Annotated in this window: 12 protein-coding genes; 8 read left to right on the top strand and 4 right to left on the bottom strand. The window is 73.1% G+C overall.

Features of this window, described 5'->3' with window-relative positions; genetic code table 11:
• Window position 1 precedes the first annotated feature (1 nt).
• The 3 genes from ACWEJ6_RS00685 to ACWEJ6_RS00675 are packed head-to-tail and all read left to right on the top strand — an operon-like array spanning window position 2 to window position 3,999.
• A complete protein-coding gene (locus ACWEJ6_RS00685) occupies window positions 2-1,645 on the top strand; it encodes a glycoside hydrolase family 36 protein (protein WP_452420351.1) in 1,644 nt (547 codons plus the stop codon).
• Window positions 1,646-2,662: a LacI family DNA-binding transcriptional regulator gene (locus tag ACWEJ6_RS00680; protein WP_452420349.1), complete on the top strand. Its 1,017-nt coding sequence runs from the start codon at window positions 1,646-1,648 to the stop codon at window positions 2,660-2,662.
• Window positions 2,659-3,999, top strand: a complete 1,341-nt coding sequence (locus ACWEJ6_RS00675; protein ID WP_452420347.1) for a hypothetical protein — start codon at window positions 2,659-2,661, stop codon at window positions 3,997-3,999. Before ACWEJ6_RS00680 ends, ACWEJ6_RS00675 begins: the two co-directional genes overlap by 4 nt.
• A 44-nt stretch (window positions 4,000-4,043) precedes the next feature.
• Here the strand turns inward: ACWEJ6_RS00675 and ACWEJ6_RS00670 are convergent, their stop codons facing one another.
• Window positions 4,044-4,664, bottom strand: a complete 621-nt coding sequence (locus ACWEJ6_RS00670; protein ID WP_452420345.1) for an L-threonylcarbamoyladenylate synthase — start codon at window positions 4,662-4,664, stop codon at window positions 4,044-4,046.
• Between the two features lie 84 nt (window positions 4,665-4,748).
• Window positions 4,749-5,498 carry a hypothetical protein gene (locus ACWEJ6_RS00665; RefSeq protein ID WP_452420343.1) on the bottom strand — a complete coding sequence of 250 codons (750 nt, stop codon included), beginning with the start codon at window positions 5,496-5,498 and terminating at the stop codon, window positions 4,749-4,751.
• Between the two features lie 236 nt (window positions 5,499-5,734).
• Between ACWEJ6_RS00665 and ACWEJ6_RS00660 the strand changes: the two genes are divergently transcribed.
• From ACWEJ6_RS00660 to ACWEJ6_RS00640, 5 genes are all read left to right on the top strand, one after another.
• Window positions 5,735-6,361: a hypothetical protein gene (locus ACWEJ6_RS00660; RefSeq protein ID WP_387670820.1), complete on the top strand. Its 627-nt coding sequence runs from the start codon at window positions 5,735-5,737 to the stop codon at window positions 6,359-6,361.
• Window positions 6,362-6,497: 136 nt separating this feature from the next.
• Window positions 6,498-8,207 (top strand): ATP-binding protein, encoded by a 1,710-nt coding sequence (locus ACWEJ6_RS00655; protein WP_397166079.1) that lies wholly within the window; start codon window positions 6,498-6,500, stop codon window positions 8,205-8,207.
• Between the two features lie 10 nt (window positions 8,208-8,217).
• Window positions 8,218-9,357: an exonuclease SbcCD subunit D gene (locus tag ACWEJ6_RS00650; RefSeq protein WP_387670816.1), complete on the top strand. Its 1,140-nt coding sequence runs from the start codon at window positions 8,218-8,220 to the stop codon at window positions 9,355-9,357.
• Window positions 9,357-11,777, top strand: coding sequence for an AAA family ATPase (locus tag ACWEJ6_RS00645; protein WP_452420341.1), 2,421 nt, complete (start codon window positions 9,357-9,359; stop codon window positions 11,775-11,777). The genes ACWEJ6_RS00650 and ACWEJ6_RS00645 overlap by 1 nt, the downstream gene beginning before the upstream one ends.
• Window positions 11,774-12,721, top strand: a complete 948-nt coding sequence (locus ACWEJ6_RS00640) for a hypothetical protein (protein WP_452420339.1) — start codon at window positions 11,774-11,776, stop codon at window positions 12,719-12,721. The genes ACWEJ6_RS00645 and ACWEJ6_RS00640 overlap by 4 nt, the downstream gene beginning before the upstream one ends.
• 5 nt (window positions 12,722-12,726) lie before the next feature.
• Here the strand turns inward: ACWEJ6_RS00640 and ACWEJ6_RS00635 are convergent, their stop codons facing one another.
• Together ACWEJ6_RS00635 and ACWEJ6_RS00630 are read right to left on the bottom strand one after the other, a co-directional pair.
• Window positions 12,727-13,914 (bottom strand): sensor histidine kinase, encoded by a 1,188-nt coding sequence (locus ACWEJ6_RS00635; RefSeq protein WP_452420337.1) that lies wholly within the window; start codon window positions 13,912-13,914, stop codon window positions 12,727-12,729.
• On the bottom strand, window positions 13,911-14,567 hold the full coding sequence (locus ACWEJ6_RS00630) for a response regulator transcription factor (RefSeq protein ID WP_352352030.1): 657 nt from the start codon (window positions 14,565-14,567) through the stop codon (window positions 13,911-13,913). Before ACWEJ6_RS00630 ends, ACWEJ6_RS00635 begins: the two co-directional genes overlap by 4 nt.
• Window positions 14,568-14,687: the final 120 nt, after the last annotated feature.

The following is a 14,687-nucleotide window of genomic DNA, read 5'->3' as shown; positions in this document are numbered from 1 at the left end:
CATGCAGATCTGGGAGCCGCACGCCCTCGGGGAGACGACCGTCGTCCGCGCGGGCGAGGTCGAGGTGGCGATAGCCGGTACGGAGGCGATCACGGTCACCCCGGTCGCGCCGGACGTCTGGCTGATCGACGCCCCAGAAGGGACCGCGGCGCAGTGGAGACTGCCGTGCGTCGACGCCGCGGCCTTCTGGACGCCGGGCTCGGGCACCCGCTGGATCCCGCCGATCTGGAGCTCTCCGGCGGCGGCCGGGCTGGTCTCCGGCGCGCCCGTCGTCAGCCTTGTCGGCACGGCGGGGGCCAACCTGTGCACGGTGGCCCTGGCCTCGGTGACCGGCAGCTTCACCGGCGGCGTGATCGAGGAGACCGGCGAGTTCGTCTTCACCGTGCAGAACGAGGGGCTGCGGATCCGGCTGGACCTGTCGGACCGGCAGTTCTCCGCGGCGCTGACCGAGGTCGCCGGATGGTGGCAGGAGGGCCGCGACCTGCCGCCCACGCCGCGTCAGGCCCGGCTGCCCGTGTACTCGACCTGGTACAGCATGCACCAGGAGGTCTCGCGGGAGTCGGTGGAGCTCCAGGCCAGTCTGGCGAAGGAGCTGGGCTGCGCCACGATGATCGTGGACGACGGGTGGCAGACGGCCGACCGGTCGCGGGGGTACGCCTTCTGCGGCGACTGGGAGCCCAACATCTCCGACATCCGGCAGCACATCCAGCGGGTCCAGAGCGACGGCATGGCCTACCTGCTGTGGTACGCGCTGCCGTTCGTGGGCAAGCACAACGCCGCGTTCGAGCGTTTCGAGGGGAAGTTCCTGCGCTACCTCGACCACATGGACGCGGCCGTCCTCGACCCGCGTCACCCCGAGGTGCGCGCGTTCCTCGTCGACAAGCTGGCGCGAGCGGTGGAGGAGTGGGGCGCGGACGGCCTGAAGATCGACTTCGTCGACCGTTTCGGCACCGACGAAGGGGTGGCGGAGCTGCTGCGCGAGCTCGACGTCAGGCTCCGGGCGGCGAAGCCGGACGTGCTGATCGAGCACCGCCAGCCGTACACGAGCCCGGGGCTGTGGCCGTACGCGAACATGATCAGGGCGGTGGACTGCCCGCTCAGCCCGCAGGAGAACCGGCAGCGGACGATCGACCTGCGGCTGACCGCCGGACCTCAGGCCGTGCACTCGGACATGATCCTCTGGCATCCGGACGAGTCCGCCGAGCAGGTCGCGGTACACCTGATCAACGTGCTCTTCTCGGTGCCGCAGATCTCCGTGGACCTGGCGGCCCAGCGGCCCGACCAGCTCGCCGCCATCCGGTTCTGGCTGGGCGTCTTCCGGCGCCACCTGGCCACGCTGCAGCTCGGCGTGCTGGAACCGCACGGGGTCGAGCACGGATACCCGCTCGTGCGGGCCTACAGTGAGGAGAGCGAGGTCGTGGCCCGGTACGCTGCCCTGCCTGTGGACGTGCCGGAGATCGCGGAGCTGCTCGTGGCCAACGCCGCCCCCGACACCCGCGTCGTCCTGTACGGGCGGGGTGTCGCGACGGCCGAGGTCCGCGACTGCGGCGGGCGGCTCGTGAGCGAGGGCGAGCTGCGCTTCACCTCCGGCGCGAGCGTGGTCGAGGTACCCGTGGGGGGCCTGCTGACGGTGAGGAGAGACTGAGTGGCGGCACGCCGTGGGATCACCATCGAGGACGTCGCCCGCGCGGCGGGCGTGTCCCGCCAGACGATCTCCAACGCGCTCAACGCCCCCCAGCGGCTCAAGCCGGAGACGCTGGAACGGGTGACCCGGCTGATCGAGGAGCTCGGCTACCGGCCCGACCAGTCGGCGCGCAGCCTCAAGTCGGGCACCAGGCGCATCATCGCCTACCCGACGCCGGTGGACGACCCCGCCAACCCCAACCCGCTGATGGGCGGGTTCCTGGAGGCCGTGGTGGCCTCGGCCGGTGAGGTCGGCTACCGGATCCTGCTGCTGCGGCCGCGCCCGGGCCAGAGTCAGGAGCAGGCACTGGACGAGGTGATCGCGGCCCGCACCGTGGACGCCTTCCTGCTGTCGGACGTGATGCGTGACGACCCCAGAGTCGCGCACCTGACCGCGGCGGGGTTCCCGTTCGCCGCGTTCGGCAGGACGATGCCGGACCAGCCGCAGTCGTGGGTGGACGTCGACAGCGTTCAGGCGGTCATCGAGCTGGTCGGGCTGCTGGCCGCCAGGGGGCATCGGCGCGTGGCCTTCCTGGCCTCCGTCGGCGCGCAACCGTGGATGGAGGACCGCAGAGACGGCTTCCGCGCCGGCGTCCGCAGGCACGGCCTGGTGGGGCAGGAGTTCTCCGCGCCGGGCGACGAACCCGCGGAGCTCGTCACGGTCACCCGTGAGCTGCTGCGCGGCCGCAACCGCCCGACGGCCGTCGTGGCCGCCGGTGACTGGCTCGCGCTCGGCGTCTACGCCGCGGCCAGGGAGGAGGGCATCGAGATCGGCGCCGATCTCGCCCTGGCCGCCTTCGACGACCTTCCCCTCACCGCGTTCCTCCATCCCGCACTGACCACGGTACGGCTGCCGCTCCAGCGCATCGCGCGGGCGCTGATCGGCCGTCTGATCCAGACGGTGGAGGACGGCACGACCCCTCAGGCGGGGCTGCTGCTGCCCGGGGAGCTGGTGATCCGTCCCAGCATCGGCCCATGATGCGCATCGGCTCGGCCAGCTCCGAGCTGGTCGCGATGTTCGAGTGGGCCCGGGCGAGGGCGCTGCGCCTGCGGCACGAGGGCGGCTCGCAGGGCCCCGTCGACGTCGACGAGCACCGGCCCGCGGGGACGGGACAGAGCCGCTACCTGCCCTCGTACTGGGCGGGTTACGCACACCGCAGCGGCTTCTACGCCCGCGACTTCGCCCACCAGATCGTCGGCGCGCACCTGCTCGGCATGGCCGAGGCCAACCTCACCATGCTGCGCTGCTTCGCCGCCTCGGCCACCCCCGAGCACGGCTTCCACCCGGTGTGGGCGTTCAACTTCGACGGCTCCTACCTGTCCATCGACTACCGCGGCCCCGACTCCTTCGTCCGCGAGCTGCCCGCGGTGTACGAGCTGGTGGAGAAGGCCGGGACCGCCTACCGATGGACCTGGGACCGCGCCTACGCCGAGGATCCCGCGCTGTGGTCCTACTACCGCAACGCGCTGACGGAGATCGTGCCGCGTGCCACCGGAAGGGGCATCTTCGAGGGCGTGGCCAGCTACAACGAGCTGGCCGGCGAGCACCTGGCGGAGGCGGGGGACTCCGTCGGCTCCCGGTACCAGGCATACCTGGCGATGAGCGCCCTGAGCCGGGCCCGCGGCCTGGACGGCGAGGACTTCGCCCGCCGGGCCGCCGAGCTGAGGCGACACTTCAACGAGGTCTGGAGCGTCGGCGAGAACCCCGCGGACCTGGTGCGCGGCTACACCGTGGACGGCGTCCCCGTCACCGGATGGGGCTGTGAGAACAGCTGGTTCATGCCGCTCAAGGACCTCATCGAGCCGGGTCCGCGCAACGAGGCCTACCTCGACTTCATCGACGGCCAAGCCGCCGGCCCCGGGCGTCCCCGCAACATCGAGGCCTACACGTACCTGCCCGACACCTTCTTCCGCCACGACAGGAACGCGGCCGCCTGGCGCTGGATGCGGCACGTCTTCGACCGGCGTGCGGAACCGCACGTCGCGGGCGGGCTCAACGGCGACTACCCGGAGGTGTCCTTCACCCTCGTCAGCCAGGTCGTCGAGGGCCTGCTCGGCGTCACACCCGACGTGAACGCCGTGACCACGCTGTCCCACCTGCCCGACGACATCGCCTGGGCCGAGGTCTCGGGCATCCCCTTGGGCGACGGCACGATCACCGTCCGGCACGACGGCAGGACCGCCACCACGCTCACCAACACCTCCAGCGCCACCACCTACCGCTGGGAGGCCCGCTTCCCGGACGCCCCCGCCGTGGTCACGCAGGTCGCACCGGGGCAGAGCGCCCTGGTCACCGCTCCCGGCCGTCCAGGGTGAGAGCGGGCTCGGCCGGCCTCCCGAAGGGGGCCGGCCGGGCGGCCCTATTCGAAGAGGGACGGGTCTCCGGTGCCGCGACGAAGGATCTCGGGCTCGTCCTGTGAGAGGTCCACGACGGTCGTCGGCGTGGCGCCGCATTCCCCCGAATCGATGACGGCGTCCACCATGTGGTCGAGGCTCTCCTTGATCTCCCAGCCCTGCGTCGAGGGCTCCGTCTCGCCGGGCAGGATCAGCGTGCTCGACACCAGCGGTTCGCCGAGCTCGGCCAGCAGCGCCTGGGTGACGACGTGATCGGGGATCCGGACGCCGACGGTCTTCTTCCGGGGATGCAGCAACCGCCGCGGCACCTCCTTGGTCGCCGGCAGGATGAACGTGTACCCGCCCGGCGTCGCCGCCTTGACCAGCCGGAACACCGCGTTGCTCACATGGACGAACTGACCGAACTGCGCGAAGTCCTTGCAGACCAGGGTGAAGTGATGATCGCTGCCGAGGTGCCGGATCTCTCTGATCCGGTCGAGGCCGTCCTTGTTGCCCAGCCGGCACCCCAGCGCGTAGCACGAGTCCGTCGGGTAGGCGATCAGCCCGTCGGCATGCAGGGACTCGACCACCTGGCCGATCAGGCGAGGCTGGGGATTGTCAGGGTGCACGTCGAAGTACTTGGCCACGCATCGGATCATAGGAGCACGTACCTGCACGCATGACACGTGGCCCGGCCCGGACGGCCGAGTCACGTGCCCGGCGCGGATCGTCTACGGGCGGGACGGGCGGCGGAGGCGTAAGCCGGTGAGGGCGGCGGCGAGGACCAGCGAGCCGGCCAGCACCAGCGCCCGCCCGTCGGGGCCCGCCTCGCCCCCGCCGCCGGTGTTCGCGCCGCCCGTCGGCGTGGCGGTGGGCGTGTCCTCGGCGCTCTCGTCCGGTGGCGTGGCCTCCGTGTCCGAGGTGTCCGGGGTGTCTGACGTGTCCGGGGTGCTCGGGGTGCTGCCGGCGGCGGTGACGGTCAGGGGGTACGACGCCGGCGCGTCCTTGTCCTGGAGTTCGCACTCGATCAGGCGTTTCTGCGGGGTCGGCCCGAAGTTCACCGACGCGGGCCGGACCGTGCCCGTTCCCGGGTCCCGTGGCGTGGTCCGCAGCTCGACCGTGTCCCGAGGGAGGGGGATGACCGCCCCGGGGACGATCAGGCCGGGGCTGCCGACGCCCGTCGCCGAGGTCAGCCGGTCGATCCCGCTGACGGCGGCGTAGGCGTAGAGGTTGACCTCGCCGTCCAGGCCGGTGGCGGGGGCGCGGAGCTCGGCGCCCTCGACGTACGAGCCGCGCCAGCCGATGGTCATCTGCCGGCCTGCGGAGGCGGTGGCGGGCACGGTGAGCTTGATGTCCATCTTGACGATCTGCGTCTCGTTCGTACCGGTGGTCCTGCACGTGTACGCCGCCACCGTGCCGCTCTCGGGCGCGGGCGTGGCGAACAGCAGGACGGCCAAGGGCAGGATCAGTGGCAGGCGCACGACGTTTTCCCTTTGCGACGGATGTGACACAGAAGGGACGGCGGACGGATGCGACAGGTTGACCGGACCGTCCACATCCGGACAACACGTGCTGTGCGGAGCCGGTTCTGGGCCGGTTCTGTCGGACCCGGGTGGTATCCATGGCTCCCATCAAGATGATCACGCTGGACGGCGGAGGCCCCGGGCTCTCGTGGAGAACGCGCAACTGAAGGTAATCGGTCTGCAACAATTCGTGCATGGCGATGTTGCGGTCAGTCAATGGCCTGCCCCACCACGGGTGCGGCGAGCTCGGGCGGGTGGCTCACGGCGCGCTGACCGGCCCCTCGGAGTCGGCCGGGTGGCCGAGGCTGTTCCTCGGCTACAACACCCTCCCCGACCCGCCGTTCCCGCTGGTCGGCTATCTGCAGTACGAGCTGGCTCCGCCGGCGGGCGAGCTCGACCTGCCCGCGCTGCTGCGCACCATGGCCGAGTCGATGCGGGCCCAGCCCGTGCCGCCCGAGACGGCCTTCGACGAGTCCCGGCGGCGGGTGGCGACGGCGATGCGGGTCGACGCGATGGTGGTCGTCGCCCCCGCGCCTGCCCTCGCGCCCGCGGAGGGCCAGGCCGCGTGGCGACCTCCGGCGCACCGGGAGGGGCCGCGCAGGCCCGCCGCGGCGCACCGGGACGGCGCGTGGGAGCCGGCCGCGGCCCTGGCGGTCGACCGGGCGGGCGCGCGGGTGCTGCTGGTGGCCGGGCGGAGCGCCGAGGGCGGCCGCATCGGGCCGAGGCAGTCGGCCGGGCGGCCCGATCCCGCGCTGGCCGGCCTGCTGGGCGAGGTTCTCGACGCCCAGTTCGCCTGGACCAAGGCGGCCTTCGCGCTCTGACGCGGCGCGGCGAAGGCGGCAATGAGCCGGACGCATCCCCGGCCCCCGACTACTCTCCTTTGGAAGGGCATGTCTGGTGGTGGAGGGATTCGTGACGGTCAACGGGGCTGCGAGCCGCGAGGCGTCTTCTGCGGCGATGGCGACCGGTGAGGCGGTCGGCCGGGTCCTGGGCACCCAGGCCGCCTCGCCGCTGTCGTTCTGGGTCGGTCTGGAGCCCGGCAAGGTGCTCCAGCTCGACGACGTCGTGGTCACCAGGCGCGACGTGCCCGGCCACGGCCCGGTGCTGGTCGCCGGCGTGGTGACCACGGTCGAGGCCAGGCACGAGGGCGCCGCCTACGACTCCGACGTGTTCCTCATCGCCGAGGGCGCGCTGCCCGCCGCCGTGGTCGAGGTGGCCGAGGTGCGGGTGACCAGGGTCGAGCCCGAGGTGTTCGTGCCGCCGCTGCCGGGCGCCAAGGTCTTCCTGGCCGGGGCCGGCGACCGCGACCAGGCGCTCTACTTCGACGTGATGGATCGCCGGGTGCCCATGGGCATGGGCCGCGACGGCCTGCCGCTCTACGTCAACTTCGACTTCCTCGACGGCACCCGCGGCGCGCACGTGTCGATCTCCGGCGTCTCCGGCGTGGCCACCAAGACGTCCTTCGCCACGTTCCTGCTCTACTCGATCTTCAACTCGGGCGTGCTCGACGCCGAGTCGGCCAACACCAAGGCGCTGATCTTCTCCGTCAAGGGCGAGGACCTGCTCTTCCTCGACCACGACAACGTGCGCCTCGACGAGCAGGCGCGGGCCGCGTACGCCCGGCTCGGGCTGCCCGCCCAGCCGTTCGGCAGCGTGCACGTGTTCGCGCCGCCGCGGCCCGGCGACCCCAACGGCGTGCCGCACGTGTCCGCCCGCACCCAGGGCGTCAGCTCGTTCTACTGGACGCTGGTCGAGCTGTGCGAGGAGGAGCTGCTGCGGTTCGTCTTCGCCGACGCCGACGACGAGCGCGCCGGCTACTCCCTGCTGGTGGGCCAGGTGGCGGCCCGGCTGAAGTCGTGGGCCGAGCCGGTCGGCGACGGCGGCGCGGTCATGATCAGGGGCACCGCCTGCCGCACCTTCGGCGACCTGGTCGAGCTGCTGTCCGACCAGTTGCAGGACGAGGCCACCCGCATCGAGTGGACCGGCGCCCAGACCCCCCTCGGCACGGTCAACGCCTTCCTGCGCCGGCTGCGCAGCGCGGTCAAGCCGCTGTCCCCGATCGTCCGCGGCGACCTGCCGTTCTTCCGGGCCCACTCGGTGCGCACGTCCGACGCCCAGGTCACCATCGTCGACCTGCACAACCTGCCCGAACGCGCCCAGCGGTTCGTGGTGGGCGTCGTGCTGCGCGGCGAGTTCCACCGCAAGGAGACCTCGGGCACGGCCAAGCCGCTGCTGTTCGTGGTGCTCGACGAGCTGAACAAGTACGCGCCGCGCGAGGGCGACTCGCCGATCAAGGAGATCCTGCTCGACGTGGCCGAGCGCGGCCGGTCGCTCGGCGTGATCCTCATCGGCGCCCAGCAGACCGCCTCCGAGGTGGAGCGCCGCATCGTCTCCAACAGCGCCGTACGCGTCGCCGGTCGCCTCGACCCGGCCGAGGCCGCCCGCTCCGAGTACGGCTGGCTGCCCCCGGCCGTCAGGGAACGCGCCACGATCGCCAAACCGGGCACCATGTTCGTCGCCCAGCCGGAGATCCCGGTGCCGCTGGCCGTCGCCTTCCCGTTCCCCGCCTGGGCGACCCGGCCGGCCGAGGCGGCCTCGCGGGTCAGCCCGTCGGCCGATCCGTTCCAGGGGTTGCCGGGCGTCGAAGACGACATTCCGCCGTTCTGAAGGGAGCTCGGTGAAATTCCTGCACACCGCGGACTGGCACGTGGGCAAGGTGCTCAAGGGCCGCTCCCGCATGGACGAGCACCGGGCCGTGCTGCGCGAGCTGGTCGCGGCGGCCCGCACCCACGACGTCGACGCGGTCGTGGTGGCCGGCGACCTGTTCGACACCTCGGCGCCGACGCCGGAGGCCCAGTCGCTGGTGCTCAACGCGCTCATGGCGCTGCGCGGCGACGGCCGTGACGTGGTGGTGCTGGCCGGCAACCACGACAACCCGCAGCTCTTCGAGGTCTACCGGCCGGTGCTCGGCAAGCTCGGCATGCACGTGGTGGGCGTCTTCCGCCGTCCCGACGCGGGCGGCACGCTGGCCTTCACCGCGCGCTCGGGGGAGCCGGTGCGGCTGGGCGTGCTGCCGTTCCTGTCCCACCGCTATGTCGTACGCGCCGCGGAGGTGCTCACCGGCACCACCGCCGACCACAACCGCGACTACGCCACCCGCATCTCCGAGCTGATCGGCGCGCTGACCGCGGGCTTCCAGAGCGACACCGTCAACCTGATCACCACGCACGGCACCCTGCCGGGCGGCGCGTTCGGCGGCGGCGAGCGCGAGGCCCAGTCGATCTTCTCCTACTACTTCGAGTCCAACGCCTTCCCGGTCTCCACCCAGTACGCCGCGCTCGGCCACCTGCACCGCAGGCAGCAGATCCCCGGCCCGTGCCCGATCTGGTACAGCGGCTCGCCGCTGGCCGTCGACTTCGGCGAGGAGGGCAACACGCCGGGCGCGCTGCTGGTGGAGGTCACGCCGGGGCGGCCCGCGGTGGTGCGGGAGCTGACGTTCGCCTCGGCGCGCCGGTTGCGCACGGTGCGCGGCACGCTGGAGCAGCTGGAGGGCCTGGAGGCGGGCGACGACTGGCTCAAGGTCATCGTGGAGGAGAAGCCCCGGGTCGGCCTGTCCGACCAGGTGCGCGACCTGCTGCCCGGCTCGGTCGACGTCGTCCTCGACGAGCGGTTCCGGCCGGTGCCCGCGGTGCGCCGGGCCGGGTCGGCCGCGCGCAGCCCGCGCGAGCTGTTCCGCGAGTACCTGACCGCGACCGGCCGCCACGACGACCAGGTCGCCGCCCTGTTCGACCGGCTCTACGACGAGGTGACCGGCTGATGCGTCCCCTGCTGCTGCACCTCGACCACTTCGGCAGTTTCCGTGAGCCGGCCACCGTCGACTTCTCCGACACCGAGTACTTCGCCCTGGTCGGGCCGACCGGCGCCGGCAAGAGCACGATCATCGACGCCATCTGCTTCGCCCTGTACGGCACCGTCCCGCGCTGGGGCAAGGAGAACGTCATTGCCCACGCCCTGGCGCCGTCGGCGAGCTCGGGCAAGGTGGCGCTGGTGTTCGAGAGCGACCGGCGGCGCTACGGCGTGGTGCGCTCGCTGGTCCGCGACGCCAAGGGGACCGTCCGCACCAAAGAGGCCAGGATCGACGAGCTCGACCCGGCGGCGCCGCTCGACGCGGCGTACGAGATGGTGCTGAAACCGCTGGCCGAGGGCGAGAACGTCACGCCCGAGGTGCAGCGGGTGACCGGCCTGGAGTACAAGTTCTTCACCCAGTGCGTGGTGCTGCCGCAGGGCCGGTTCGCCGAGTTCCTGCACGCCGCGCCGCGCGAACGCCAGGACCTGCTGGTGCAGCTCCTCGACGCCGACGTCTACGAGCTGATCAGGCAGCGGGCCGCCCGCGACGAGGAGGCCGCGCGCAACGCCGCCGCCTTCGCCCGCGACCAGCTCGCCAAGCTGGCCGGCGCGTCCGACGAGGCCGAACGCGAGCTGGCCGACCGGCTGGCCGCGCTGCGGCGGCTGGCCGGCACCATCGACACCGACCTCGACCTGCTGCGCTCCCGCGAGGCCGACATCGGGCGGGCCGAGCAGGAACGCGCGTCCGTGGCCGAGCGGCAGTCGGCGCTGGCCGCGCTGCGCATGCCGCCCGCGGTGCCGACGCTGGCCTCGGCCCGCCGCGAGGCCGCCGACGCGGTCGCCGCGCTGGAGACCGAGGCGGCCTCCGTGGAGGCCGACGAGCACGAGGCGTTCGAGGCGCTGGCCGCGCTGGGCGACCGCGCCGAGCCGGTGGCCGCGCTGGCCGCCCTCGACGCCCGCGAGCGCCTCACCGCCCAGGCCGCCGACGCCCGCAGGGCGGCGGCCGAGGCCGCCACGGCGCTGGAACGCCTCACCCCCGCCGTCGCCGACGCCGAACGCGCCCTGACCGACGCCGAGCACGAGCGCGAACGGCTGCGCGACGCCCACACCGCGGCCGGTCTGAGCCACCGGCTGGCCGTGGGGGAGCCGTGCCCGCTCTGCCTGCGCCCGCTCACCGAGCTGCCCCACCATGACCGGCCCGCCGATCTCGGCGCCGCCGACCGCGCCCTGGCAGCCGCCCGCGACCACGCGACCCGCGGCCGGGCGGCCCTGGCCAAGGCCGAGACGTCGGCGTCGATGCTGGCCACGCAGTCGGGCAGGCTCGACGCCGAGCTGGCCGCGCTGCCCGCCCCCGGCGACCGCAACGAGATCGAAGGCCGCCTGGCCGCCATCGCCAAGGCCGAGGCCCTGGCCACCGAGGCCCGTACGGCCATGCGCAACACGCGCAAGAAGCTCGAACGCGCCCGTACCGCCGCCGAACAGGTCGAACGGCAGGCCGAGAGCGCCTGGCAGACCCTCGCGGCCACCCGCGACCGGATGCTCGTGCTCGCGCCCTCCGGCGAGGCCCCGCCGCCGCTCACCCGCGACGACCTCCACCGCGCCTGGACCGAGCTGCTCGGCTGGCGCGACCGGGCCGCCGAGGCCGCCCGAGCCGCCCTGACCGAGCGGGAGCAGGAGCTCGCCCAGGCCACCGCCCGGCTCGCCGCCGAACGCCACCGGCTGACCGAACGCCTGGCCGAGCACGGCGTCACCGTCCCACGCAACGCCACCCCCGACCAGCTCGGCGCGGCCGTCGCCGGAGCGGTCGCGCGGGCCGACGGCGCCCTCGAACGGGTCCGCGAGGAACGCAGGCGCGCCGCCGAGCTGGAGACCGCCGTCGCGGAGAAGGATCACGAGGCCAAGGTCGCCCACGAGCTCGCGCTGCGCCTGCGGGCCAACGCCTTCGAGCGGTGGTTGTGCGCCGAGGCGCTGGCCGTGCTGGTCGCCGCGGCGTCCGAGACGCTGATGGAGCTGTCCGACGGCCAGTACGAGCTGGCGCTCGGCGAACGCACCGGCGACATCGAGGTCATCGACCACGGCGAGGCGGGCCTGCGGCGCAGCGCCCGCACGCTGTCCGGCGGCGAGACCTTCCAGGCCGCGCTGTCCCTGGCCCTGGCGCTGTCGGGGGCCGTCGCCAGAGGGCTCGACTCGATCTTCCTGGACGAGGGCTTCGGCACCCTCGACCCGGCCACCCTCGACACCGTCGCCACCACCCTCGAACGCCTGGCCGCCGGTCAGGAACGCATGATCGGCGTCGTCACCCACGTCCCGGCGCTGGCCGACCGGGTGCCGGCGCGCTTCGAGGTGCTGCGCGACGCGAAGGGCTCGCACGTGCGCAAGGTGGGGCCGTGAGCCCGGGCTTCACCGTCGACCCCTGGGATCCAGGTTACGCCGCCGCGATCGCCGTCGAGGCCCTGTCCGAGCTGGGCGCCACCAGCGCCGAGCTGGTCCTCGACATCGAGCGGCCGGCCGCCGACTGGAAGCCGGTCACGCCGGGCCCCGGCGCCGCCGCCCCCGAGACGCTGCTGGTCGCCGACGGGGTGCGCCGGATCGACGCCCGCGTGTGGGTGCACGATCCCGACCTGCCGATGCCCGTCCCCGGGATCGCCGCCTCCTACGCCGCCGGGATCGTCCGCTGCGGGCGTGAGGGGGCCGAGCTGGCCGCGATCGAGGTCAACAGGACGCTGATCTCGGCCTCGCCGTACGCGCCCGAGGTCAAGACCGCGCACGCCTCCTACCTGCCGAACAAGGCCGCCGACTCCAGCTTCGAGGAGCTGTCGCTCGCCCTGCAACGCCAGGTCACCCAGCTGGAGGTGGACCTCGCGGTCCGCCACCGGTCGCTGGGCGACGACCTGCTGCTGGTGGACGGCCCGCTGCGGGGGCGCACCCACCTGCCGCGGACGGTCGGCTACATCAAGACGCACCACGCGGCGTACCTGCCGCAGCCGCAGTCGGCCGTGGTGGCCGCGCTCACGCCGGGGCAGCGCACGCCGGTGTTCCTCATGGGCACGAGCTGGCGCCGGCACGCCTGGTACCTGCGGCTGCCGGTCCAGTCGACGGCGCCGTGGGCGGGGATCGCCCGCTGCGAGGCCAGCGCCGAGCTCAACCCCGCGCAGGTCGTCGAGCTGGCCAACGCCGTCACGCTGGCCCTGCCGGGGCTGGCCGGCGTCGACTACAAGGACCCGCGCGCCCCCCAGAACCTGGTCCCGATCGGCGGCCTGGAGAAGCTGCTCCGCCACCACCTGGGCGACCCGCGCCTGCTCTACCGCTCACTGCGCACGGCCGCCCACCAGTAGCAGGGTCAGCCGGCCGGGAGGGTGGCGGTGACGACCAGGCCGCCGCCCTCGCGCGGGCGGGCCGTCACGTCGCCTCCGTGCGCGACGGCCACCGAGCGCACGATCGACAGCCCGAGCCCCGCGCTCATCCCGGTGACCACCCGTTCGGCGCCGTGCCGGTGGAACGGCTTGAACAGCAGCGGCACGTCGTACGGCGGCACGCTCGGCCCGCTGTTGGTCACCTCGACCTCGGCCAGGCCGCCGGGCGCCGCCCGGCTCACCACCCGGACCCATCCGCCGTCACTCAGGTTGTGCCGGATGCCGTTCTCGACCAGGTTGTGCACCAGTCGTTCGAGCAGCAGCGCGTCGCCCGCGGTCGGCGCGGGCCCGGCCTCCTCCTTCACGACGACGTTCGCCTCCGCGGCGGCGCGGGCGGTCTGGGCGACCACGTGCGAGACGATGTCGGCGAGGTCCACCGGGGAGCGGTCGGCGATCTCCTGCTCGGAGCGGGCCAGCAGCAGCAGGCCCGAGATGAGCCGCTCGTGGCGGGCGTTGATCTGCAGCAGGCTCTCGCCCAGCTCCTTGACGTCGTCGGAGGCGGTACGCCGGTGCATCGCCAGCTCCACCAGGGCCCGGTTGAGCGTCAGGGGCGTGCGCAGCTCGTGGGAGGCGTTCGCGACGAACCTGCGCTGGCCGTCGAAGGAGTGGTCGAGCCGCTCCACCATCGTGTCGAACGTGTCGGCCAGCGTCTTGACCTCGTCCGGGGGGCCGCCGAGCGCGATGCGCTCGTGCAGGCCGCGTTCGGCCATGGGGGCGGCGGCGATCCTGCGCGCGGCCTCGGTCACCAGGTGCAGCGGGGCCAGCACGCGTCCGGCCACCACCCAGCCGAGCCCGATGGCGGTTCCGCACACGACGACGAGCGCGATCGCGCCCTGGGTGAGCAGCGAGGTCACGGCGGCCTCCCGCACCCCTTCCTCCTGCTGCCGCATCCAGTCGACGGCGGCGGGGCCGACCAGCTCGACGCCGTCCTGCTTGAGGAAGATCACGTTCTTGCGGGTGCCGGCAGTGGTCACGAACCGGTTCTCGAACGACTGCGCGAGCTGCTGGTTGAACAGCAGGTACGTGACGCCCAGCAGGGCCAGCCCCGCCACCAGGAACAGGGCGCCGTACACGAGGGTGAGGCGCAGCCTGAGGGTGGGGTGGGGCAGTCTCATGCGATCCGGTACCCCACTCCCGGCACCGTCTCCACCACCGGCGGGTCGGCCAGCTTGCGGCGCAGCTTGAGTATCGTCAGCCGCACCGCGCCGGTGAACGGGTCGGCGTGCTCGTCCCACGCCTTCTCCAGCAGGTGCTCGGCCGAGACGACCGTGCCCTGCGCCCGCATCAGCTCGGCCAGGACGGCGAACTCCTTCTTCGACAGCGGCACGAACCGCCCGTTCCTGAACACCTCCCTGCGCCCCGGGTCGAGCGTGATCCCGGCCCGGCGCAGCACCGGGGGAGTGGCCGGCCGCGAGCGCCGTCCCAGTGCCAGGACGCGCGCCGCCAGCTCGGGGAAGGCGAACGGCTTGGACAGGTAGTCGTCGGCGCCGATGGACAGCCCGCTGACCCGGTCGTCGAGCTGGGCGGCGGCCGTGAGCATCAGCACCCGCGCGTCGGACTCGGAGGCGACCAGCTCCCTGCACACGTCGTCGCCGTGCACGCGCGGCAGGTCGCGGTCCAGGACGACCACGTCGTAGTCGTTGACCGCGATCCGCTCCAGCGCCGCCGCGCCGTCGTGCGCGAGGTCGACCGCGTGGGTCTCGTCGCGCAGCCATTCGGCGATCGCGCCGGCGAGCACGCGCTCGTCCTCCACCACCAGCACCCGCATTCCGTACCTCCGGCTCGATTCTTGCGCGGGTGGTATTTGATCCGGATAAGCCGGAGATGGAAACGCTGGAGAAACACGTCCGCGTATTGCATCTCCCCTCGTAAGGCCACCGGCTTTCGA

Source organism: Nonomuraea sp. NPDC004702 (assembly GCF_053601695.1).
The sequence above is the reverse complement of the archived record's forward strand: the minus strand, read 5'-3'. Positions and strand labels throughout refer to the sequence as shown.